This is a genomic window from Streptomyces sp. NPDC000134, assembly GCF_042899225.1.
Lineage (GTDB): Bacteria > Actinomycetota > Actinomycetes > Streptomycetales > Streptomycetaceae > Streptomyces.
Window position 1 is genome coordinate 186,949 of record NZ_JBIAZN010000001.1, and the last position, 22,930, is coordinate 209,878.

General features: G+C 73.1%; 15 protein-coding genes. 7 read left to right on the top strand and 8 right to left on the bottom strand.

Going from position 1 to position 22,930, the window contains the following annotated elements:
* Positions 1-108: 108 nt before the first annotated feature.
* The 5 genes from mrdA to ACFY32_RS00840 all read left to right on the top strand — a co-directional run bounded on the left by mrdA (position 109) and on the right by ACFY32_RS00840 (position 9,485).
* The gene (gene mrdA / locus ACFY32_RS00820; RefSeq protein ID WP_359191818.1) at positions 109-2,364 is read left to right on the top strand and encodes a penicillin-binding protein 2; all 2,256 of its coding nucleotides are present in this window, start codon (positions 109-111) and stop codon (positions 2,362-2,364) included.
* Entirely contained in the window at positions 2,361-3,560 is a 1,200-nt protein-coding gene (gene rodA, locus ACFY32_RS00825) for a rod shape-determining protein RodA (RefSeq protein ID WP_359191815.1), read from the top strand. Before mrdA ends, rodA begins: the two co-directional genes overlap by 4 nt.
* A gap of 73 nt (positions 3,561-3,633) precedes the next feature.
* Positions 3,634-5,139, top strand: coding sequence for a CHAD domain-containing protein (locus ACFY32_RS00830; protein ID WP_390673077.1), 1,506 nt, complete (start codon positions 3,634-3,636; stop codon positions 5,137-5,139).
* Positions 5,140-5,227: 88 nt separating this feature from the next.
* Positions 5,228-7,195, top strand: a complete 1,968-nt coding sequence (locus tag ACFY32_RS00835; RefSeq protein ID WP_390673078.1) for a TIGR03960 family B12-binding radical SAM protein — start codon at positions 5,228-5,230, stop codon at positions 7,193-7,195.
* A gap of 232 nt (positions 7,196-7,427) precedes the next feature.
* A complete protein-coding gene (locus ACFY32_RS00840) occupies positions 7,428-9,485 on the top strand; it encodes a restriction endonuclease (protein WP_390673079.1) in 2,058 nt (685 codons plus the stop codon).
* Positions 9,486-9,603: 118 nt separating this feature from the next.
* Here ACFY32_RS00840 and ACFY32_RS00845 read toward each other — a convergent pair whose 3' ends face one another.
* From ACFY32_RS00845 to ACFY32_RS00880, 8 genes are all read right to left on the bottom strand, one after another.
* Complete coding sequence (locus tag ACFY32_RS00845; RefSeq protein ID WP_390673080.1) at positions 9,604-10,902, bottom strand: beta-ketoacyl-[acyl-carrier-protein] synthase family protein; 1,299 nt, start codon at positions 10,900-10,902, stop codon at positions 9,604-9,606.
* Positions 10,899-11,156, bottom strand: a complete 258-nt coding sequence (locus ACFY32_RS00850) for a phosphopantetheine-binding protein (RefSeq protein WP_359191803.1) — start codon at positions 11,154-11,156, stop codon at positions 10,899-10,901. Before ACFY32_RS00850 ends, ACFY32_RS00845 begins: the two co-directional genes overlap by 4 nt.
* Positions 11,157-11,242: 86 nt before the next feature.
* A complete protein-coding gene (locus tag ACFY32_RS00855) occupies positions 11,243-12,361 on the bottom strand; it encodes a 2-oxo acid dehydrogenase subunit E2 (RefSeq protein WP_359191800.1) in 1,119 nt (372 codons plus the stop codon).
* On the bottom strand, positions 12,358-13,371 hold the full coding sequence (locus tag ACFY32_RS00860; RefSeq protein WP_390673081.1) for an alpha-ketoacid dehydrogenase subunit beta: 1,014 nt from the start codon (positions 13,369-13,371) through the stop codon (positions 12,358-12,360). Before ACFY32_RS00860 ends, ACFY32_RS00855 begins: the two co-directional genes overlap by 4 nt.
* Positions 13,368-14,339, bottom strand: coding sequence for a thiamine pyrophosphate-dependent dehydrogenase E1 component subunit alpha (locus ACFY32_RS00865; RefSeq protein ID WP_359191794.1), 972 nt, complete (start codon positions 14,337-14,339; stop codon positions 13,368-13,370). The genes ACFY32_RS00860 and ACFY32_RS00865 overlap by 4 nt, the downstream gene beginning before the upstream one ends.
* Before the next feature lie 10 nt (positions 14,340-14,349).
* Complete coding sequence (locus tag ACFY32_RS00870) at positions 14,350-15,312, bottom strand: ketoacyl-ACP synthase III (protein WP_390673082.1); 963 nt, start codon at positions 15,310-15,312, stop codon at positions 14,350-14,352.
* Entirely contained in the window at positions 15,312-15,584 is a 273-nt protein-coding gene (locus tag ACFY32_RS00875; RefSeq protein WP_359191788.1) for an acyl carrier protein, read from the bottom strand. Before ACFY32_RS00875 ends, ACFY32_RS00870 begins: the two co-directional genes overlap by 1 nt.
* Positions 15,585-15,664: 80 nt before the next feature.
* Complete coding sequence (locus ACFY32_RS00880; RefSeq protein WP_390673083.1) at positions 15,665-16,783, bottom strand: thioester reductase domain-containing protein; 1,119 nt, start codon at positions 16,781-16,783, stop codon at positions 15,665-15,667.
* A 464-nt stretch (positions 16,784-17,247) separates the two neighbouring features.
* Between ACFY32_RS00880 and ACFY32_RS00885 the strand changes: the two genes are divergently transcribed.
* Together ACFY32_RS00885 and ACFY32_RS00890 are read left to right on the top strand one after the other, a co-directional pair.
* Positions 17,248-18,021, top strand: coding sequence for a TIGR03936 family radical SAM-associated protein (locus ACFY32_RS00885; protein ID WP_390673084.1), 774 nt, complete (start codon positions 17,248-17,250; stop codon positions 18,019-18,021).
* A 277-nt stretch (positions 18,022-18,298) separates the two neighbouring features.
* Complete coding sequence (locus tag ACFY32_RS00890; protein ID WP_390673085.1) at positions 18,299-22,879, top strand: ribonuclease E/G; 4,581 nt, start codon at positions 18,299-18,301, stop codon at positions 22,877-22,879.
* Positions 22,880-22,930 lie beyond the last annotated feature (51 nt).

Below are 22,930 nucleotides of genomic sequence, written 5' to 3' on the forward strand. Positions count from 1 at the left end.
AGTTCACCCGAACGGGTCCGCCGGGGCGGAACGCGACCGCACCGGCCGGCCGTTCACCATTCGTACACGCACACACGTCGGCGCACTGAGGAGGGGGAGGCAACCGCAGTGACCAACATCCCCGAGACCGGGCGGAACCCACGCGTCCAGATCCGGCTCGTCGTCATCCAAGTCCTCGTGCTCTCCCTCCTCGGCACCCTCGGCGGCCGGCTCTGGTACCTCCAGATCCGCCAGGGCGACGAGTACGCCAAGGAAGCCTCCGGCAACCACGTCCAGCAGGTCGTCGAGCCCGCCGTCCGCGGCTCCATCCTCGACGCCCGGGGCGTGGCCCTCGCCGACAACGAGACCCGGCTGGTCGTCTCCGCCTCCCGCACCGAACTGCTGAAGATGGCGGACGACGGCGAGGCCGTCCTCACCAAGCTGGCCGGCGTCCTCGGCATGCGGCCGAAGGAGGTGATGGAGAAGGTCCGGCTCTGCGACGCCAAGACCCCCCAGCCCTGCTGGAACGGCTCGCCGTACCAGCCCATCCCCATCACCGACGAGGCCACCCCCAAGCAGGCCCTGCAGATCCGCGAGCGCGCCGAGGACTTCCCCGGCATCAGCGCCGAACCCCAGGCCGTGCGCCGCTACCCGAGCCCCGGCAAGGCCAACACCGCCCAGGTCCTCGGCTACCTCTCCCCGGTCACCGACGACGAGATCACCAAGGCCCAGGACACCGACTCGCCCTACCTCCGCTCCGACCAGGTCGGCCGCTCCGGCATCGAGCGGCAGTACGACAAGGCGCTGCGCGGCAAGGCCGGCGTCACCCGCTACGAGGTGGACAACCTCGGCCGGGTCATCGGCGAGGCCGAGGCCGACCCCGCCGAGCCCGGCGACAACCTGGTCACCAGCATCGACTCCCGCGTCCAGCGCGTCGCGGAGTACGAGCTGAACGAGGCGATGAAGGCCGCCCGCAAGGAGTTCGACCGCAACACCGGCACCAACTACAAGGCCGACTCCGGTGCCGTGGTGGTGATGGAGGCCAAGACCGGCCGGATAGTGGCCATGGCCTCCAACCCCACCTACGACCCCAACGCGTGGGTGGGCGGCATCTCCGCCGCCGACTACAAGAAGCTCACCGGCAAGGACTCCAACTACCCGCTGCTCAACCGGGCCATCCAGGGCCAGGCCGCCCCCGGCTCCGTCTTCAAGGTGGTCTCCACCTCCGCCGCCGTGGAAGCCGGCTACGACTTCGACGGCAGCTACGACTGCTCCAGCGCGTACAGCGTCGGCGGCCAGGTCTTCAAGAACTTCGAGTCCGCCAACTACGGCCCGATCAGCCTCGGCCGCGCCCTGGAGGTCTCCTGCGACACCGTCTTCTACCGCCTGGCGCACCAGGAGTGGAAGAAGGACGGCGGCATGAACCCCAAGAAGGCCGACGACTACTTCTACAAGGCCGCCCACCAGTTCGGCCTCGGCACGGAGACCGGCATCGACCTCCCCAACGAGGTCACCGGCCGCGTCCCCGACCGCCAGTGGAAGCAGGACTACTGGGAGGCCAACAAGGACGCCTGGTGCAAGACCGGCAAGAAGGACGGCTCGTACGTGGAGAAGATCGCGTACGAGAACTGCATCGAGGGCAACAAGATGCGCGCCGGTGACGCCATCAACTACTCCATCGGCCAGGGCGACACCCTCGTCACCCCCATCCAGATGGCCACCATCTACGCCGCGATCTCCAACGGCGGCACCCTCTACACCCCCTCCATCGGCAAGGCCGTCGTCAGCGCCGACGGCAAGCACGTCGACCCGATCGAACCCGAGTCGCACGGCAAGCTGCCGATAAGCAAGGAGACCCGGGACAAGATGGACGCCGCCCTCGCCGGCGTCGCCACCAACGGCACCGCCGCCTGGCGGTTCGGAGGCTGGCCCCAGGACGAGATCCCGATGCACGCCAAGACCGGTACCGCCGAGGTCTACGGCAAGCAGACCACCTCCTGGTTCGCCACGTACACCAAGGACTACTCGATCGTCATGACGATCTCCCAGGGCGGCACCGGCTCCGGCGCCTCCGGCCCGGCCGTGCGCAACATCTACGACGCGCTGTACGGCGTCTCCGACGACGGCGCCATCGACAAGAAGAAGGCGCTGCTGCCCGAGCCGCAGAAGGCCCTGCCCAAGGTCAAGCCCGACGGGACGATCGCCGCCCCGAAGGTCTCCGACGACCCGGTCGAGGACCAGCAGGCCACCGAGAAGGACGAGTACGCCCCCCTCGACGGCCAGGACCAGGGCGCCACCGTCCCGAACCAGGGCACGGGCGACCGCCAAACCCGCCGCCGGCGACGCGGCACCTGCCGGAACCGGAAGCGGAGGGTCCGCACATGACCGGGGCGAACAGTTTCCAGGTCTCCGGATACGGCCCCGAGCGCGCGGGCTGGACCCGGCTGCTCGCCCGGGACTCGGTGGCCCGCCGGCTGGACTGGCCGATCATGCTGGCGGCCCTCGCCCTGTCCATGACCGGCACCGTGCTGGTCTACTCGGCCACCCGCAACCGCACCGAGCTGAACCAGGGCGACCCGTACTACTTCCTGCTCCGGCACCTGCTCAACACCGGCATCGGCATCGCGCTGATGATCGCCATAGTGTGGATCGGCCACCGCACCCTGCGCACCGCCGTGCCCCTGCTGTACGGCGCGTCCCTGTTCCTGATCCTGCTGGTGCTCACCCCGCTGGGCTCCACGATCAACGGCGCCCACTCCTGGATTCAGCTCCCCGGCGGCTTCTCCCTCCAGCCCTCGGAGTTCGTCAAGCTCACCATCATCCTGGGCATGGCGATGCTGCTGGCCACCCGGGTGGACGCCGGCGACAAGCAGTACCCCGACCACCGCACGGTCCTGCAGGCCCTCGGCCTCGCCGTCGTCCCCATGCTGATCGTGATGCTGATGCCCGACCTCGGGTCGGTCATGGTCATGGTCATCATCGTGCTGGGCGTGCTGCTGGCCTCCGGCGCCTCCAACCGCTGGGTGTTCGGCCTGATCGGCGCGGGCACCGTCGGCGCCCTGGCGGTCTGGCAGCTCGGCATCCTCGACGACTACCAGATCAACCGCTTCGCCGCCTTCGCCAACCCCGAGCTGGACCCGGCCGGCGTCGGCTACAACACCAACCAGGCGCGCATCGCCATCGGTTCCGGCGGGCTCACCGGCTCCGGCCTCTTCCACGGCTCGCAGACCACCGGCCAGTTCGTCCCCGAGCAGCAGACGGACTTCGTCTTCACCGTCGCCGGCGAGGAACTCGGGTTCGTCGGCGCGGGGCTGATCATCGTGCTGCTCGGCGTGGTGCTCTGGCGCGCCTGCCGCATCGCCCGCGACACCCCCGACCTGTACGGCACGATCGTCGCCGCCGGCATCGTCGCCTGGTTCGCCTTCCAGGCGTTCGAGAACATCGGGATGACCCTCGGCATCATGCCGGTGACCGGCCTGCCCCTGCCGTTCGTCTCCTACGGCGGTTCGTCGATGTTCGCGGTCTGGATGGCGGTGGGACTCCTTCAGTCGATCACCGTGCAGAGACCCATGTCGGCGTAGCCACGGAGACCGGAAGGGACGGAGAACTGCCGACCGGAGGTGACCTTCGTCCCATGCCGGGTACGTACGCCCCATGGCGGACATCAAGCGCGAGATCGAGCGGAAGTACCAGTCGGACGACGCCGGGCTCCCCGACCTGACCGGCGCGGCGGGCGTCGCGACCGTCGCCGACCGGGGCGTCGTCCACCTCGACGCCACCTACTACGACACCGCCGACGAGCGCCTCGCCGCCTCGGGCATCACCCTGCGCCGCCGCACCGGCGGCTCCGACGCCGGCTGGCACCTCAAGCTCCCCGTCGCCCCGGGCGAGCGCGAGGAGATCCACGCCCCGCTCTCCGACACCGTCCCCGACGAACTGGCCGCCCTGGTCCGCTCCCGGGTCCGCGGCGCCGCACTGCGGCCCCTGGTCCGGCTCCGCACGGACCGCGACCTGCGCCACCTCCTCGACCGCGAGGACAGGCTCCTCGCCGAGGCCGCCGTCGACACCGTGCGCGCCGAACGGCTCGGCGGCGGGGCCGGCGAGGCCCGCTGGACCGAGATCGAGGTGGAACTCGCGGGCGGCGGCGACCCGGCCCTCCTGGACAAGGTGGAGCGAAAGCTGCGCAAGGCCGGCGTCCGCCCCGCCGCCGCCTCCTCCAAGCTGGCCCGCGCACTCGCCGAGACGGCCCCGGAGCGCACCCGCCCGTCCGCTCCCGCCGGGGACCCGGTGAACGCGGGCGACCACGTGCTGGCGTATCTGCGCCGGCAGCGGGACGCGATCGTCGACCTCGACCCGGCCGTCCGCCGGGACGCCGCGGACTCCGTGCACTCCATGCGGGTGGCGACGCGCAGGCTGCGCAGCACCCTCCAGTCGTTCCGGTCGGTCCTGGACCGCTCCGTCACCGACCCGATCGGGGCCGAGCTGAAGTGGCTGGCGGGCGTCCTCGGCGCGGACCGGGACCGCGAGGTGCTGGCCGGACGGCTGACGGCGGCCCTCGACGAAGTACCGGACGACCTGGTCCACGGCCCGCCCGCCGCGCGGCTGCGGCAGTGGTCCGGCGCCGAGCACGGCAGCGCCCGCGCCAGGCTGCTGGCCGTACTGGACTCCCACCGCTACCTCGCCCTGCTCGACCGCCTGGACGCCCTGCTCACCGATCCGCCGCTGCGCGAGGCGGCCGCCAAGAAGCCCGGCAAGGTGCTCACCGAGGCCGTCCGCAAGGACTTCCACAAGGTCTCCGCCCTGATGGCGCGAGCCCTGGAGACCGAACCCGGCACCGCCCGCGATGTGGCGCTGCACGAGGCCCGCAAGAAGGCCAAGCGGACCCGGTACGCGGCGGAAGCGGCCGGACCGGCCCTCGGCAAACCGGCGAAGTTCCTGGTCAAGACCATGAAGTCGCTCCAGCAGCAGCTCGGGGAGCACCAGGACAGCGTGATGGCCCGCGCGACCCTGCGGGAACTGTCCGCGGTCGCCCACGCCGCCGGCGAGGACACCTTCACCTACGGTCTGCTGCACGAGCGCGAGCAGCGCCGGGCGGCGGACGTGGAGGCCGGACTGCCCGCCTTCTGGGACGGCGTCAAGGACGCGGCGACGGTCCTGTGAGCCGTCCGGCGTGCGGAGACGCTCCGGGACCGCGTTACGCTGGACGACCACCCCTGTCAGTCCTGTCCAGCTCACGAAGGTGTGCGAGATGCCTGCCGAAGTCGCTGCGGCCGCGGAGTCCGTTTTCCCGCAGCTCGAAGCTCTGCTCCCGCATGTGCAGAAGCCGATCCAGTACGTCGGCGGAGAACTCAACTCCACCGTCAAGGACTGGGACTCCTGCGACGTCCGCTGGGCGCTGATGTACCCCGACGCCTACGAGGTCGGGCTCCCCAACCAGGGCGTCATGATCCTCTACGAGGTGCTCAACGAGCAGGAGGGCGTCCTCGCCGAGCGCACCTACAGCGTGTGGCCGGACCTGGAGGCCCTGATGCGGGAGCACCACGTCCCGCAGTTCACGGTGGACAGCCACCGCCCGGTCAAGGCGTTCGACGTGTTCGGCCTGTCCTTCTCCACCGAGCTGGGCTACACCAACATGCTCGCCGCCCTCGACCTGGCCGGCATCCCCCTGGAGGCCAAGGACCGCGGCCTGGACGACCCGGTCGTCATGGCCGGCGGCCACGCGGCGTTCAACCCCGAGCCCATCGCCGACTTCATCGACTGCGCGATCATCGGCGACGGCGAGCAGGCGGTCCTGGAGGTCACCGCGATCGTCCGCGCCTGGAAGGCGGAGGGCCGCCCCGGCGGCCGTGAGGAACTCCTCTTCCGCCTGGCCCGCACCGGCGGCGTGTACGTCCCCGGCTTCTACGACGTCGAGTACCTCCCCGACGGCCGTATCGCCCGCGTCGTACCGAACAGGTCCGGGGTCCCGTGGCGGGTGGCCAAGCACACCGTCATGGACCTCGACGAGTGGCCCTACCCCAAGCAGCCGCTGGTGCCGCTCGCCGAGACGGTCCACGAGCGCATGTCGGTGGAGATCTTCCGCGGCTGCACCCGCGGCTGCCGCTTCTGCCAGGCCGGCATGATCACCCGCCCGGTCCGCGAGCGCTCCATCACCGGCATCGGCGAGATGGTCGACAAGGGCCTGAAGGCGACCGGTTTCGAGGAGGTCGGCCTGCTCTCGCTGTCCTCCGCGGACCACTCGGAGATCGGCGACATCGCCAAGGGCCTGGCCGACCGCTACACCGAGGACAAGATCGGCCTCTCCCTCCCCTCCACCCGCGTCGACGCCTTCAACATCGACCTGGCCGACGAACTCACCCGCAACGGCCGCCGCTCCGGCCTCACCTTCGCCCCCGAGGGCGGCTCGGAGCGCATCCGCAAGGTCATCAACAAGATGGTCTCGGAGGACGACCTGATCAGGACCGTCGCCACCGCGTACGGCAACGGCTGGCGTCAGGTGAAGCTGTACTTCATGTGCGGTCTGCCGACCGAGACCGACGAGGACGTCCTGCAGATCGCCGACATGGCGATGAACGTCATCCAGAAGGGCCGCGAGGTCTCCGGCTCCGGCGACATCCGCTGCACGGTGTCGATCGGCGGCTTCGTGCCCAAGCCGCACACCCCGTTCCAGTGGGCCCCGCAGCTCTCCGCCGAGGAGACCGACGCCCGGCTGGCCAAGCTCCGCGACAAGATCCGCGGCGACAAGAAGTACGGCCGCTCCATCGGCTTCCGCTACCACGACGGCAAGCCCGGCATCGTCGAGGGCCTGCTCTCCCGGGGCGACCGCCGGATCGGCGCCGTCATCCGCGCCGTCTACGAGGACGGCGGCCGTTTCGACGGCTGGCGCGAGCACTTCTCCTACGACCGCTGGATGGCCTGCGCCGGCAAGGCCCTCGCCCCCTACGGCGTGGACGTCGACTGGTACACCACCCGCGAGCGCACCTACGAGGAGGTCCTGCCCTGGGACCACCTCGACTCCGGCCTCGACAAGGACTGGCTCTGGGAGGACTGGCAGGACGCCCTCGACGAGACGGAGGTCGAGGACTGCCGGTGGACCCCGTGCTTCGACTGCGGGGTGTGCCCGCAGATGGACACCCACATCCAGGTCGGCCCCACCGGCAGGAAGCTGCTGCCGCTGACCGTCAAGAACGCGGCGTCGAGCGGGCACACGCACTGAGCCAGGTGCCGCGTCCGTCCGGGTGAGGGGCGCGGTCCGGTGCTCTCGGTGTCTCGTCGGGGCGCGTGCGGCGGCCGTTGAGCCCCCTTCGATGCGGAGGGGGCTCTGTGGTGTCCGGCGGCGTGATGTCCACGACGGCCATTGCTGGATACAGTCGGTCGGTCACTACTGGTTGCGGGGGCAACCAGAGTGCGGTCGGCGGTGCCGACGTCCTGGGGAGGGCCTGTAGCGCATGAGTCGTCGCTCTGCTGGTTTCGTCGGCGCCTGGGCTGAGATCCAGCGGCAGCAGCAACGTCAGGCGGAAGCCGAGGCGAGGCGGCGCCGGGAGGAGGAACGGCAGGTCCGGGCGTACCAGCGGCTTGCCGCGCAGAGCCACCGCGAGTACCGCCAGGCGGAGGCCGGGCGCCGCACCGCGGAACTGGAGGCGCGGGTCGCGGCCCTGCGCGGGCTGCTGGCCGCGGGCTGCCGGGCGCCGGCCTTCAGGGCGTCGTCTCTCCTGCGCGCGGAGGACGTCCCGCCGTTCGACCCCGGACAGCTCGCCCGGCCGGTGCCGATGCCCGACCCGGACCAGTACCAGCCGGGGGCAAGCTGGACCGCCGGCCAGCGAGCGCGGGCCCAGGTCGAGGCACGGGCCCGGTTCGAGCGGGACTGGTACGCCGCCCAGGCCGCCGAGGGGCAGCGGCAGCAGAGGCTGGCCGCGATGCGGCGCGACCACGAGCAGAGGACCGAGGCGCAGCGGGCCGAGGTGCGCCGGCACAATGCCGGGGTCGCGGAGGTGACCGACGGGGTCGGGCGGGGCGATCCGGACTCCGTGGTCGAGTACTTCTCCGCCGCGCTGTACGCGTCGACGGCCTGGCCGGAGGGCTTCCCCCGGCAGGTGGCGGCGGCCTACGACACGGCGGGGCGGCAGTTGGTGCTGGACTGGGAACTGCCCGCGTACGACGTCGTCCCGGAGGCGAAGTCCGTGCGGTACTTGTACCGGGAGGACCAGTACAAGGAGGCGGCATGGCCGGTGAGCCGGCGTCGGGCGCTGTACCGGGAGGTGCTCGGGCAGAGCGTGCTGCTGGTGCTGCACCAGCTTTTCGCGGCGGACGAGTACGGCGTCCTGGACTCGGTGGCCCTGAACGGCTTCGTGGACGCCCCCGACCCGGCGACAGGGCGGCAGACGCAGATCTTCCTGGCGACCGTCATGGCGTCCCGGGCGGTCTTCACGGACCTGCGGCTCGGGCAGGTGGACCCGGTCAGTTGCCTGACCGACGCGTTGAGGGGACAACTGTCGGCCCGGCCCGACCAGCTCGCTTCCGTGCGGCCCGGCCGGCGGCCGCAGGACGTCGGCAGCGCTGTGGCCGCCCACGGCGGCGACCACGACCCGGACCTGTACGACATGGACCCGATCGCCTTCGAGTCCCTGGTCGCCGAGCTGTTCCGGGCCATGGGCATGCGGGCCGTGACGACCCAGCGCTCCCACGACGGCGGCGTGGACGTCGACGCGACGGACCCGGCCCCGATCCGCGGCGGCAAGATCGTCGTGCAGGTGAAGCGCTACCGCGGCACGGTTCCGCCCACTGCCGTGCGCGACCTGTACGGCACGGTCCAGGACGTCGGCGCCAACAAGGGCGTACTGGTGACGACGTCCGGGTTCGGTCCGGGCTCCCACACCTTCGCCCGGGGCAAGCCCCTGGAGCTGATCTCGGGCGGCGAACTCGTCGATCTGCTGCACCGGCACGGGCTGCGCGGACGCCTGGGCGGGGGCGCGGCGGCGGCCCCGGGGCAGCCGGCCGGCTCCGGGCCCGCCGCCGCGCCCGACGACCACAGCGTGCTGGGCCTGACGTGGTCCGGCGACGTCGCCCTCGACGTGTGCGCGCTGGTCTGCCGGGGCGGCCAGGTGCTCAGCGAGGATCACTTCGTCTTCTTCAACAACCCGCGGACACCCGACGGCTCGGTGCGTGCCGTACCGGCGGCGGCGCCGGACAAGGCCGCCGTCCAGGTCGCCTTCGACGCGCTGCCGGCGGCGGCCGACCGGTTCGTGCTGGTGGCCGCCGTGGACCCGGAGGTGAATCCGGAGGCCGACCTGTCCGGGTTCACCCAGGCCCGCATCCGGCTCCTTAACCCGGCCATGGCCGAACTCGGGCGGCTCGACGTCTGCGACGGGCGGTCCGGGGAGACCGCGCTGGTGCTCGGCTCCTTCCGGCGCAGGTCCGGCGGCGACTGGGACTTCGTACTGGGCGGCAAGGGGTACCCGGGCGGTCTGGAGCAGCTCGTCAGGGACTTCGGCATGGACGTGGAGTGACGCGCGTTCGCCGGGACGCGGTACCCGGCACGCCGCGCGGGGCCGGCGGCGGTCGGCGCGGCGGTCGCTCCGGCCGCCGCCGCCCCGGGCCCCGGCGGGCGTGCCGTCCCGGTCCCGCTCAGGGTGCGGGGGCGGCGGGCTCCCGGGCCGGTTCGGTGGTGGGGCAGCTTCTGAAGGCGAGTACGGCGTTGTGGCCGCCGAAGCCGAAGGAATGGCTCAGGGCGAGGTCGATGGGCTGGGTCCGGCTGGTGCCGGTGACGGCGTTGATCTCGGCGTCTCCTTCCTGTTGTTCGAGGTTGGCCACGGGCGGCACCCGGCCGTGGGCCACGGACAGGGCGGTGATCGCCGCCTCGACCGCCCCGGCCGCGCCGAGCAGGTGGCCGAGGGTGCCTTTGACCGAGGTCACGGAGGGCCGCTGCGGGAAGAGGCGGCGGATCATCCGGGCCTCGGCGGCGTCGTTGAGCGGCGTGCTGGTGCCGTGCGCGTTGATGTGCTGCACGTCCGCGGGGCGGGCGCCGGCGTCGTCGAGGGCCCGCCGTACGGCGAGGGCGGCGCCCTTGCCCTCGGGGTCGGGTGCCACGGGGTGGTGGGCGTCGGACGAGGCTCCGTAGCCCGCCAGCAGGGCGTAGCCGGGGTGGCCGCGGGCCCTGGCCGCGCTCGCCGGTTCCAGGACCAGGGCCGCCCCGCCCTCCGCCATGACGAAGCCGTCCCGGGCGGTGTCGAAGGGCCGGGAGGCGGCCCCCGGGTCGTCGCCGCGCCGGGACAGCGCCCCCATCCGGTCGAAGCCGGTGACCCAGAAGGGCTGGACGACCGCGTCGGAGGCGCCCGCGACGGCGATGTCGCAGGCCCCGGAGCGCAGGAGTTGCAGGGCGGTGCCGATGGCGGTGGCGCCTGAGGCGCAGGCGGTGACCGTGCACAGGGCCGGGCCCCGGGCGCGCAGGTGGATGGTGAGCTGTCCGGTGGCCATGTTGGGCAGGAACATCGGCAGCATCAGCGGTGAGACGCGTGCCGTGCCCAGTTCGAGCAGCTTGCGGTGCTGTTCCAGCATGGTGCCGGTGCCGCCGGCCGAGCTGCCGAAGACCACCGCGACGCGGTCCGTGTCCCAGTCGGCCGGGTCCAGGCCGGCGTCGGCGACCGCCTCCAGGGCGGCGTAGAGGGCGAACTGGGTGAAGCGGTCGTACTGCCACGGGCGTGAGCCGGGGACGTGACCGCGGGGGGAGAAGTCCGGGACGAGGCAGGCGAAGTCGACCGGGAGGCCCTTGAGTTCGGGGATGTGCCGGGCGGTGGGGCGGCCCGCGCACACCCCGTCCCAGGTGGCTTCGCGGCCGGTGCCGGCCGGCGTGACCAGGCCGATCCCGGTCACGGCGACATCGGGCGGGGCGCCAGGCACGGCGACGTCGGGCGGGGCGCCGGTCATGGGGCGACGGCCTGGGCGATGAGGTCGGCCACGCCGCCCAGGGTGAGGTCCGGGTCGGCCTCGCCGTCCTGCACCTCGATGCCGAGTTCCTCGGTGAGGACGACGAAGAGCTCCACCACGGCCAGCGAGTCGAGGTCGAGTTGTTCGAAGGTCGCGGTGGGGGCGATGGCCTCGGGGGGCACTTCGAACTTCTCCCGGAGCACCGAGGCGAGCAGGTCGTAGGCGCGGCCGCGCGGGGTGGTGTCGGTGGTCATGTCAGGGGTGTCCTTTCCGGTCCGACGAGCGGTTCCCCGGGGTGGTGGGGTTCCGTTGGGTGGGTTCCGTGGTGGCGGCTCGGCGGTCAGCCGAGCGCGGCCGGTGTTTCCAGCTCCGCCTTGATGTCCTTGAGCAGGGCCATCGCGTCCCCGCCGTTGACCACCCGGTGGTCGTAGACCAGGCCGAGGTGGACGAACCGGTGGGTGCGCGGGGTGCCCTCGGCGTCCAGGCGCACCTGGTCGTCGGCGGCGCCGATGGAGATCACGCAGGTCTGGCCGGGGAAGACGATGGGGGTGGCCAGGACCAGGCCCTCGGTGGTGTGCGGGGCGACCATGATGTTGGCCCCGGTGAGTTCGGCGGCCTGGAAGGTGCCCCGGAACGCCTTGCTGCGGAAGCCGGTCAGCAGGTCGGCGATCCGGTCGCTGCTCAGCTCGGCGGCGTCGTGCACCACCGGGGTGTACAGCCCTCGGCCGGCGTCCATGGTGACGCCGACGTGGGCGCGTTCGCTCTCGCGCAGGGCGCCGTCGTCGGTGAGCGCGGCGAACATCAGGGGGTGTGCGGCGTGCCGGCGTGCCACCGCCTTGATCAGCAGGACGGGCAGGGAGACGAAGCTGCCGGTGCGCTCGGACAGGTCGCGGGCCAGTTCCTCCGCCTGTCCGACGTCGACCTTGGCGTAGGCGGCCGCGGCCGGCACGGTCCGCATCGACTCGGTCACCACCGCGCCCACGGTGCGCTGCCGCTTGGACAGTCGGCGCGGGGCGGGCGAGGGTGCCGACGCGGCCCGCCGTACCAGGGCCTCGACGTCGGCGGTGCGGATCACCGTGCGCCCGAGGCCGCGCAGCTCGTCCTCGGACACGCCGTGCCGGTCGATGAGCGCTCGGGCGGCGTTGGTGATGCTCAGCTCCGGGCCGTGCGGCGCGGGCCGTGCCGCCGGGGCGGCGGACGACGCCCGGTAGGACTCACGCTCCTCGGCCGATTCGAAGAGGTAGGCGATGGTCTGTCCCGGCCGGCAGTCCTGGCCGCTGCCGACGAGGACGTGCAGGATGCCGGGGCCGGTGCTCTCGATCTCCTCGCTGGCCTTGGAGGTCTCCACGAGCGCCAGCGGCTCCTCGCCCTCGATGCTGCTGCCGTCGGGGACGAGCCACTCGACGAGGGTGTAGCTGGAGTCGTTGGTGTTGAGCGTGGGCAGCTCGATGCCGATCACTTCGTCGCCTCCACGATCGCCCGGTGGATGGTGGACGGCTGGAGCAGCACCTCGTGCTCCAGGTGCGCCGCGGTCGGTACGATGCTCGGCTCGGCGCTCAGCAGCAGCACCGGGCGGGCCAGCCGGCCCCACAACCCCTCGTGGAGCTGCTGGGCGAGCAGCTCGCCCCAGGTCCCGTCGGCCGTCGAGTCCTCCACGACGCAGACGCGGTCGGCGCGGGACAGCACCGGCAGCAGCGCCCGGCTGTCGAAGGGGTAGAGCTGGGAGGGCACCAGCAGTTCGCACGTGATCTCCTCTTCGAGGAGCAGGGTGCGCAGGGCGGCGACGGCCCGTTCGGTGAGCCCGCCCGGGGCCAGGACGATCCAGTCGGGGGGCCCGCAGTCCGGCGCGAACACCCGGGCCGTCTCGCCGGGGTCGGTCAGCATCTCGTAGCGGAAGAGGTCGTCCACGACCCCGGCCCGGTACATGGGGCGGGTGTAGAGCACCTTGTCCTCGAAGAGCACGCCCGGTTCCTCGCGGTCGAGCATCGCGGTCAGTACGCGCTGGTTGTCGTGGAACGGGGTGACCTCCCGCAGGTGCAGCGAGGGGATGCCGAGGAAGTGCTTCTGCAGGCTCTGGCTGTGCGTCGGGCCGTACCCCCGGTTGCCGCCGGTGGGGCAGCGCACGACCATGCTCATCGGGACCCGGCGGCCGTACATGGACACGGACTTGGCGGCGAAGTTCAGCAGCGGGTCGAAGGCCAGCGCGGCGAAGTCCGAGAACATCATCTCCACCACGGACCGGTTGCCGGCCAGGGCCAGGCCCGCGCCGACGCCGGCGATCCCGCCTTCGCTCAGCGGCGAGGAGAGCACCTGGTCCGGGAAGCGGTCGGACAGCCCCCGGGTCACCTTGAACGCCCCGCCGTAGGGGTCGGCGACGTCCTCGCCGATCACATAGGTGCCGGGGTGGGCGCCGAGCAGGTGGTGCAGGGCGCTGTTGAGGTTCTCGGCCACGCGCTGGGGCCTGGTCACCGGGCCTCCCAGCGGGACGCCGGACGCGCGCCGACCTCGCGTACGACGGCGGCGACGGCCTCCGCCTGAGCGCGGTCGGCGGCGGCGAACTGTCCGGGGTGGTGCTGCCGGTAGCGGCGGTACCAGTCGTGCCGGGCCGCCCGCTCGCGGTCCTCGGCGGCGCGGGTGTCGTCCCCCTTGCTGTGCGGGCCCACGCGGTGGGTGACGCACTCGACCACGTACGGCTGGTGCCGGTCGCGGACCTGCCCGACCACGGGGGCGAGGGCGGCGCGTACGTCGGTGACGTCCACGGAGTCGATCCGCAGGTGGCCGACGCCGAAGGCCGCCGCGCGGGCCGCGATGGTGCCGGACATCTGCCGCTCGGTCGGTGTCGACTGGGCGATCCCGTTGTGCTCGACCACGACGAGTAACGGGACCTGCCACAGGCGCGCCATGTTGAGCGCCTCGTACACGGCGCCCTCGCCCCAGGTGCCGTCGCCGATGTGGACCACCGCGATCCGGCCCGGCTCGGCCCGCTTCAGGTGCAGGCCCACTCCCACGGCGACGGGCAGGCTCTGGCCCTGTACGCCGGTCGACAGGTAGCGGTCGCGGTAGATGTGCTGGCTGCCGCCGACGCCGTGGCAGACGGCGCCGGAGCGCCCCATGATCTCCGCGAGCAGACCGTGCGGGTCGTGGAAGCGGGCCAGGTAGTGGCCGTGCCCGCGGTGGTTGCTGAAGACGTGGTCGCCCTCGTCCAGCAGCGGGTAGAGCGCGACGGGGATGTACTCCTGGCCGAGGCAGGTGTGCGTGGTGCCGTGCAGACGGCCCTGGGAGAACAGCTCCAGCACGGCCAGTTCGAAGTGGCGGATCAGCAGCAGGGTGCCCAGGTCGGCGTCGGACAGCCTGGACAGGGGACGGGCCGCGGCACCGGCTTCGGGCGCGGTGACGGGCTTCCGGGCGACCGCGGGGGACGCGGACGTGGCGTTCATGGGTTGCTCCTCATGGAAGTTCGACCACCTGGGCGCACCAGGTCAGCCCGGCGCCGAAGCCCAGCAGCAGCGCCTTGTCGCCGGGCCGTACGGCGGCCGAGGCGAGCAGCGACTCCAGGGCCAGCGGGATGGACGCCGAACTGGTGTTGCCGTCGGTGACGATGCTGCGGGCGACCGTCACGTGCGCGGGCGGGCGCAGTCTGCGCACCATCGCGTCGATCAGCCGCCCGTTGCACTGGTGCGGCACGAAGGCGGCGATGTCGTCCCAGGTGAGCCCGGCCGCGTCGAGGGCGTCCCGGGCCACTTGCGGCATGTGCGAACCGAACCAGCGGACCACCCGGGTGCCGTCCATGTGCAGGTACGGGCGGGTGGCGCCGGGTTTGGGCGGGGCGCCGGTCATCCAGGGCTCGCCGGGGCCGTGGGTGCCCCACACCGCCGGTCCGATCCCGTCGCGCCCGGCGGCGCTGACCACCGCGGCCCCGGCGGCGTCGCCGAAGACCATGACGGTGCCGCAGTCGTCGGGGTCGGTGATGTCGCTCAGCCGCTCGGCGGCGACGACCAGGATCTGCCGCGCCTGCCGGGCGGCGATGAGTCCGGAGGCCAGGGTCAGCCCGTAACTGAAGCCGGCGCACCCGCCGTTGAGGTCGAATCCGCCGGCCCGGTCGGCCCCGACGCGATGGGCGAGGCCGGCCGCCCGGCAGGCGGCCCGGCCGACGCTGCTGGCGGAGGAGAACAGGACGCAGTCCAGGTCCTGGGGTTGCAGGCCCGCGTGGGCCAGGGCCTTGTCCGCCGCCTGCGCGGCCATCTCGACGAAGGTGTCGTCGGGGTCGGCCTTCAGCCTGGACCGGATGCCGGTGATCTGCTCGATCCAGCCTTCCTCGTGGTCGAACCTGGTGTCGAGTTCGGCGCTGGTCAGCGAGCCTCCGGGGCGGTAGGCGCCGATGCCGGTCAGCCGCCCCGTGTCCGGGGCCATCAGCGGGCTCCGTCCGCCGTGGCGACGGCTGCCCGGCCGTTCACATAGTCCAGGGTCCGCTGGACGCTGCGCAGGTCGTGCACCGCCTCGTCCGGGATGGGCACGCGGTAGCGCTCCTGGATGCGCTCGGCCAGTTCGATGACGGTCATCGAGTCGAACCCCAAGGAGGTGAAGGGCGCGTCGGCCGGCAGCTCCGAGAGCGCGCGGGCCGCGTCGGCGCCGGCGATCTCGGCCACCATCGCCGCCAGGTCTTCCAGGGTGAAAGGGGACATGCGGGACTCCAGGCAAGTGAAGTGCGGGACGGGAGGGACAGGAGGGACGGGAGGGACGGGAGGAGAGGTCTGCGGGCGCGTCACTGGGCGGGCAGCATGACGTCGTGGCCGAGGAAGGCGAGCATCCTGCGGAAGTAGTCGGCGTCGAGCACGGGCGGGGCGCGGTGCGTGGTCGCCGGGGCGGGGCCGGCGGTGCCCTGCCCCGGGGCCGGGACCATCTGCCGGAGGGTCTCGCCGGCCAGCCGCAGGGTGCTGCGGGGGACCTCGTCGCCCACGTCGCGAAGCCGCTCCAGCCAGGTGTCGAAGGGGACGAGGGGGAGGTCGACACCCGCGTCCGCGAAGCCCTGGAAGTACGCCCGGAAGGGCAGCGGTTCGGGGTGGATCACGTGGCACACCTGTCCTCGGGCACGCCGGCTCAGGGACAGGTCGACGATGACGCGGCTGGTGAAGTCGACCGTGCCGACCGGCAGCAGGCCGGGGTGGTCGGGGGCGCAGCCGGCGCGGATGCTCGCCGTCGTCAGGTGGACGAACCAGTCCGACCTCCCCACCAGGCCGGTGCGCGAGTCCGCCAGGATCACACCGGGCCGGTGCACCGTCGTGGGCGAGCCGCGGTCCGCCGCCTGTGCGACCAACTGTTCGGAGACCCACTTGGTGGCGCAGTAGCCGGAGACACCGGTCCCGGCTGTCCGGGCGGCCGGAATCACTCCCATCGTCGAGATGTAATGCACGGGAATTCGGCGGGTCCGGGTCGCCAGTCTCAGGATTTCCTGGGTTCCGGTCACATTGCAGCCGCGCAGGATCGGGTAACTCGCCAGAAGATTGACCCAAGCACCGCAGTGGTAAATAATGTCGACATTGCGCGAGAGGTCCGAGAAATCTTCTTCGGCCAGCCCGAACCGGGGCTTCGCCAGGCTGCCGAGCACGACGTCGACCCGGGACATGTGGCGCGCCGGCACCTCCCGGTCGCGTAATCGGCCGGCGATCCGTTCCCGGGCCTGCGCGGCCGAATCCGCCCTTACCAGGCAGTGGACCCGGGCGTCGGTGGCATCCAGCAGGTCGGCGAGCAGGAAACCGCCGAGGAAGCCCGTGGCCCCGGTCAGCAGAATTCTCTTCGGTGGTCCTTCGGGAACATCCGGCAGAGCCGACGCGTCGATCTCCGCCGGAAGTCGCAAGTCGTCGGTGATCGGGGAACTGGCCATTTCCAACACCGCATTTCAGCGCAGGCGAGATTCGGTTCTGCTGTGCATACTCCCCGCACCTCACGAGGTTTATTGGGGACATCGCCCACCAGTGGGTGCGGGGGTCGCGTCCGTGACGTGGAAAGCACGGCGCGCACGGCGCACCGCTCACCCATATTCCGAAAATCCCACAAACGCACTGTATGAATTACATCCGCAGGCCGGCGGATGATCGCGTGGTGCGCGACGGCGTGCGGCGGCCCGCCGCCGGGGCGGCGAGGGGAGTACGGGCGGTACGGGCCGTGCCGCGGGCGGGGTTCGGGCCGCCGCGGCGGGAGCGGGAGCCGGGGCGGATTCCGGCGACGGACCGGTGGGAACCTTCCGGCGGCGGGGCACGTACTCTTGGTAGGAGTATGACCGTTCTCACGAAGGACTGAACGACACTGGGCAAGCGACAGCCCGAAGGCCCGCCGCCGGTACCCGCGGTGCAGCGCATCCGACTGCGCTACACCAAGCGCGGCCGCCTCCGGTTCACCAGCCACCGCGACTTCCAGCGCGCCTTCGAGCGGGCGCTGCGCCGCGCCGAGGTGCCCATGGCGTACTCGGCGGGGTTCACCCCGCACCCGAAGGTGTCGTACGCCAATGCCGCACCCACCGGCACGGGCAGTGAGGCGGAGTACCTGGAGATCGCGCTCACCGAGGCGCGCGACCCCGAGCGGCTCAGAGGCCTCCTCGACGAGTCGATGCCCGCCGGGCTCGACATCGTCGACGCGGTCGAGGCCCGGACCTCCGGGCTCGCCGACCGGCTGACGGCCTCCGTATGGGAGCTGAGGCTGGACGGCGTCGACCCGGCGGACGCCGAGCGGGCCGTCGCGGCCTTCGCGGCGGCCGGGAGCGTCGAGGTCCAGCGCCGCACGAAGAGCGGCGTCCGCACCTTCGACGCCCGCTCCGCCGTCGCTCATCTGGAGAGCGTGGCCACACCCGGAACGCCGGCTGATAGGCCGAGCGACCAGCCCTGTGCGATACTGCGGCTGGTTGTTCGGCACGTGACGCCTGCCGTACGACCCGACGACGTCCTGTCCGGTCTCCGCGCCGTGGCCGACCTGGCGCCGCCGGTCCCCGCAGCGGTGACCAGGCTGGCGCAGGGGCTGTTCGATGAAGAGACCGGCACGGTGACCGACCCGCTCGCGCCCGACCGCGAGGCAGCCCAGGCCCTGTCAACGGCCGATCCGACTGCCACCGCGACGGCGCCGGTGTAAGGAAGGTCCCGCGAAGGGACGCACGTCGTAAAGCGCCGCCCTCGAACTCGGGAGCCACCTGGGTCGGGCAGCGCACCGACCAGAAGACTTTCGCCAGGCCGTACGCGACAAGGTTGTACGGAACCGGCGAGACAGGACACAGAGAGCTTCCGAGCGGCGCCCGCGCCCCGGACGGCGGCACCGCGCAGTGCGCGAGCCGTGGACGTCACCGGCGGTCGACCTGATCGACGCCGGACCCAGGCGCGGCGCCCGGGAGCCTGACGGGAGAAACGCCCGCATGCTCGAACCGACCGAATCCGCAGAGTCCACCCCGGACTCCGAATCGAACACCCCCAGCGACACCCTGCCGCCGCGTCGTCGGCGCAGGGCCGCGTCCCGGCCGGCGGGACCGCCGGTCGCCTCCTCGGACACCCCGGCGGAGACCGTCGAACCGGCCGTTCCGGCGGCCGGCACCGATCTGGTCGCCGAGGTCGTCGACGAGACGGAGGAGACCCCCGAGGCCGCCGAGGAACTGGCGGTCTCCGAGGCCGTACCGGCCGCCGAGACCGAGGACACCGCCGTGGCCGAGCCCGCGCCCCGTTCCCGCCGTCGCGTCGTGCGCCGCGCCTCCGCGCCCGCCGGGGCCCCGGCCGCCGCCGAGGCCGCCGAGACCGTCGTCCCCGCGACGTCCGCCACCGCGGCCCCGGAGCCGTCGGGCGCCGAGGCGCCCGCGCCCGTAGCCGAGGAGAGTGCCGCCCCGAAGCGCACCCGCCGCCGGGCGACGCGCAGCGTGACCACGCCGTCGGACGCCGCCCCCGCGGCCGGGACGACGGCCGGTGACAGTGAGAAGAAGGCGGAGGAGCCCGAGGCCGCCGTGGCGCCCGAGGCGCCGGCCGCCGCCGAGGACGCCGCTCCGCGCCGCACCCGGCGCCGGGCCACCCGCCGGGTGACCGCACCGGCCGCCGGGACCGGCGAAGCTGCGGAGAGCCCGGAGAGCCCGGAGAGCCCGGAGAGCCCGGAGAGCCCGGAGAGCCCGGAGGCGAAGGAGTCCGCCGAGGCCGCCACCGGCGTTCCGCAGGCGGACGCCGGGGACGCGCAGGGTGACGCCGGGACCGTCCGGGGCGGTACCAGGTCCGGACGGGGCGGCAGGAGCCGTAAGGCCGCCGCGTCCGCCGTGGCCGACGCCTCCGCCGGGACCGAGGGGACGCCGGAGGCCGCAGGCGACGCCGCGACCGCCGAGGCCCAGCCCCCTGCCGAGACCAGGAGCCCCCGCCGTGGCAAGCGGGGTGCCGCGGCCGACCAGGCCGTCGCCCCCGAGCCCGCCGGTGACGAGACCGAGGCCGTCGAAGAGGCCGCTCCGCGGCGGGCGCGGCGGCGGACCGTCCGCAAGGCCGCCGGCGGATTCGCCGCGCCCGCGGCCGGTGCCGAGGGCGGCGGGGCCGAGGCGCCCGCGCGTCCGGCCCGGCCCGCCGTGGCGCTGTTCCAGCCGCCGGTGTTCGCCGAGCCCAAGTTCCAGACGCCCGAGCGGGCCGCCGCGGAGGCCGCCGCCCACGCCGTCGGCGTGGACGAGCCGGAAGCGGCCGAGGAAGCGGAGCCCGCGGCCCCGCAGCGGACCCGGGCCGCCGAGCAGGCCCCCGAGGAGCAGTCCTCCGGTTCGCGGCGCCGCCGTCGCCGCCGGGGCGCGAGCGCCGGTGAGGAGAGCGAGGAGCGGGCCGCCGAGCCGGCCGTCGCCGAGGAGCCGGTGGCCGAGGCCCTGTCCGGGGCCGAGTCCGAGGCCGAGGCCGAGCCGGAGGAGCCGGGCGAGGACCACGGCGACGACGCCGACGCCGAGGAGAGCGGCTCGCGGCGCCGCCGCCGCCGGGGCGGGCGCCGCCGTCGCCGGGGCGACCTGGGCGACGCCGACGGTGACGACATCGAGGCCGGGCAGGCCGAGCAGGACGCCGAGGACACCGCCGAGCAGGTCGAGGAGGACACCGAGGAGCACGGCGAGGAGCCGTCCGAGGAGTCCGACCACGGGGGCGGCTCCAGCAGCAGCCGCCGTCGCCGCCGCCGCCGCCGGCGCGCGGGCGACGCCTCCGGTGAGGCCGACGCGTCCGCCGACGACCCCGAGCGGACCGTCGTCAAGGTCCGCGAGCCCCGCAAGGCCGCCGAGCCGTCCGACGAGGTGCAGTCCATCAAGGGCTCGACCCGTCTGGAGGCCAAGAAGCAGCGCCGCCGCGAGGGCCGCGAGCAGGGCCGCCGCCGGGTGCCGATCATCACCGAGGCCGAGTTCCTGGCCCGCCGCGAGGCAGTCGAGCGCGTGATGGTCGTGCGCCAGCACGGCGAGCGCACCCAGATCGGCGTCCTGGAGGACGGGGTGCTCGTCGAGCACTACGTCAACAAGGAGCAGGCCACCTCGTACGTCGGCAACGTCTACCTCGGCAAGGTGCAGAACGTGCTGCCGTCGATGGAGGCCGCCTTCATCGACATCGGCAAGGGCCGCAACGCCGTGCTCTACGCCGGTGAGGTCAACTTCGAGGCGCTCGGCATGGCCAACGGGCCGCGCCGCATCGAGTCGGCCCTGAAGTCCGGCCAGTCGGTCCTGGTGCAGGTGACGAAGGACCCGATCGGCCACAAGGGCGCCCGCCTGACCAGCCAGGTCTCCCTCCCGGGCCGCTACCTGGTGTACGTGCCCGAGGGCTCGATGACCGGCATCAGCCGCAAGCTGCCCGACACCGAGCGGGCCCGGCTGAAGACGATCCTCAAGAAGATCGTCCCCGAGGACGCGGGCGTCATCGTGCGCACCGCCGCCGAGGGCGCGAGCGAGGACGAGTTGCGCCGCGACGTCGAGCGCCTCCAGCAGCAGTGGGAGGAGATCAAGAAGAAGGCCAAGAGCGGCAACGCCCCGACGCTGCTGTACGGCGAGCCGGACATGACCGTCCGGGTGGTCCGCGACATCTTCAACGAGGACTTCTCCAAGGTCATCGTCAGCGGCGAGGACGCCTGGAGCACCGTCCACGGATACGTCTCGCACGTCGCGCCCGACCTGGCCGACCGGCTGCAGAAGTGGACCAGCGAGGTCGACGTCTTCGCCACGTACCGGATCGACGAGCAGCTCGCCAAGGCGCTGGACCGCAAGGTCTGGCTGCCCAGCGGCGGTTCGCTGGTGATCGACCGGACCGAGGCGATGGTCGTCATCGACGTCAACACCGGCAAGTTCACCGGCCAGGGCGGCAACCTGGAGGAGACGGTCACCAGGAACAACCTGGAGGCGGCCGAGGAGATCGTCCGCCAGCTCCGGCTGCGCGACCTCGGCGGCATCATCGTCATCGACTTCATCGACATGGTGCTGGAGTCCAACCGGGACCTGGTGCTGCGGCGCCTGCTGGAGTGCCTGGGCCGGGACCGTACCAAGCACCAGGTCGCCGAGGTGACCTCGCTGGGCCTGGTGCAGATGACCCGCAAGCGGGTCGGCCAGGGGCTGCTGGAGTCGTTCTCGGAGACCTGCGTCCACTGCAACGGCCGGGGTGTCATCGTCCACCTCGACCAGCCGTCGGCCGGCGGGAACGGCGGGAGCAAGCGCCGCAAGCGGGCCCGCGCCGGTGCCGGTGAGCACCACGAGCACGAGCACGAGGCCGTGGCCGCCGTCGACACCGCCGTACCGGCGGAGCAGGAGGCGGAGAGCGAGGCCGAGGTGGCCGCGGAGGCGGCCGAACCGGCCGCGCTGCCGGCTCCCGACTTCGCGCCCGACGAGGAGCTGTTCAGCAGCGTCGCCGAGGCGGAGGCCGCCGCCCGGCGCGGGCGGACCCGCCGGCGGGCGAGCCGCCGGGCGTCGGCCCCGGCGGGCGCGCCGCGCGGCGAGACGCCGAGGGCCGAGCAGCCCGCGGCCGAGCCCGAGGCGGAGCGGCCGGCGGTGCAGGCACCCACCGCGCAGGAGGTCACCGCCGAGGCGGAGGCCGCGCGGGAGGTGACGCCGGAGGCGGTCGCCGAGGCGCCCGCCGCGCCCGCGGCCGTCGAGGACCCGGTCGTCGGATCGCCGGCGGACGAGGCCGTGGCGGAGCGGGCCCCGTCGAGGAAGGCAAAGGCCAAGGCCAGGGCCAAGGCGGCGGAGAAGGCCCCGGCTGAAGCGGCCCCGGCCGAAGCGGCCCCGGCGGAGAAGGCTCCGGCGGAGAAGGCTCCGGCGGAGAAGGCTCCGGCGGAGCAGGCCCAGGCAGCGGCGGCCCCGGCTGGGACGGCCCCGGCCGAGGCCGAGGCCGAGGCCGCGCCCAAGGGCCGTACGCGGCGCCGGGCGACCCGGAAGGTGTCCGCCCCGGCCGGTTCGCCGGCGGGCGCGGAGGCCACCGTGGTGACGGTCGCCGAGACCCCCGCCCCGGCGCCCGAGCCGAGCCCCGAGCCGAGCCCCGAGGAGACGGCACCGCCCGCGTCCCCGGAGCCCGAGCCCGCCGCCCCGGCCCGCCCCCGGCGCCGTGCCGTACGCAAGGCCACCGCGCCCACCGCCCCGGTGGAGGCGGCCGTCGTGGTCGTCCCGTCGACCCCGGAGCCCGAGGCCGCGAAGGCCCCCGAGGCGCCCGAGGCCGCGGAGACCCCGGAGACCGCCGAAGCCGTCGGCGACGGGGCCGCCGAGGTCGAGGAGGCCGCGCCGGCCAAGAAGACCGCCCGTAAGACGGCGGCCAAGAAGGCCCCGGCGAAGAAGGCCGCCACGAAGAAGGCGGCGGCCACCAAGACCGCCGCCAAGAAGACGACGGCCACCAAGACCGCCGCCAAGAAGACGACGGCGAAGAAGGCGACGGCGAAGAAGGCGGCGAAGACCACCAAGTCGGCCGCCAAGAAGACCACGGCGAAGAAGACCGCGGCGGCCGAGGGGACGGCACCGTCCGTCTCGGCCTCCACGGAGGACTGAGCAGCGGTCGTACACAGGCGCGGGCGTCGGCGGACCGCACGGTCCGTCGGC

Bases quoted from the DNA above. Each gene is read 5' to 3' on its own strand.
- rodA (WP_359191815.1), top strand. From the start codon at position 2,361: ATGACCGGGGCGAACAGTTTCCAGGTCTCCGGATACGGCCCCGAGCGC.
- ACFY32_RS00830 (WP_390673077.1), top strand. From the start codon at position 3,634: ATGGCGGACATCAAGCGCGAGATCGAGCGGAAGTACCAGTCGGACGAC.
- ACFY32_RS00835 (WP_390673078.1), top strand. From the start codon at position 5,228: ATGCCTGCCGAAGTCGCTGCGGCCGCGGAGTCCGTTTTCCCGCAGCTC.
- ACFY32_RS00840 (WP_390673079.1), top strand. From the start codon at position 7,428: ATGAGTCGTCGCTCTGCTGGTTTCGTCGGCGCCTGGGCTGAGATCCAG.
- ACFY32_RS00845 (WP_390673080.1), bottom strand. From the start codon at position 10,902: ATGACCGGCGCCCCGCCCGACGTCGCCGTGCCTGGCGCCCCGCCCGAT.
- ACFY32_RS00850 (WP_359191803.1), bottom strand. From the start codon at position 11,156: ATGACCACCGACACCACCCCGCGCGGCCGCGCCTACGACCTGCTCGCC.
- ACFY32_RS00865 (WP_359191794.1), bottom strand. From the start codon at position 14,339: ATGAACGCCACGTCCGCGTCCCCCGCGGTCGCCCGGAAGCCCGTCACC.
- ACFY32_RS00870 (WP_390673082.1), bottom strand. From the start codon at position 15,312: ATGGCCCCGGACACGGGGCGGCTGACCGGCATCGGCGCCTACCGCCCC.
- ACFY32_RS00875 (WP_359191788.1), bottom strand. From the start codon at position 15,584: ATGTCCCCTTTCACCCTGGAAGACCTGGCGGCGATGGTGGCCGAGATC.
- ACFY32_RS00880 (WP_390673083.1), bottom strand. From the start codon at position 16,783: ATGGCCAGTTCCCCGATCACCGACGACTTGCGACTTCCGGCGGAGATC.
- ACFY32_RS00890 (WP_390673085.1), top strand. From the start codon at position 18,299: ATGCTCGAACCGACCGAATCCGCAGAGTCCACCCCGGACTCCGAATCG.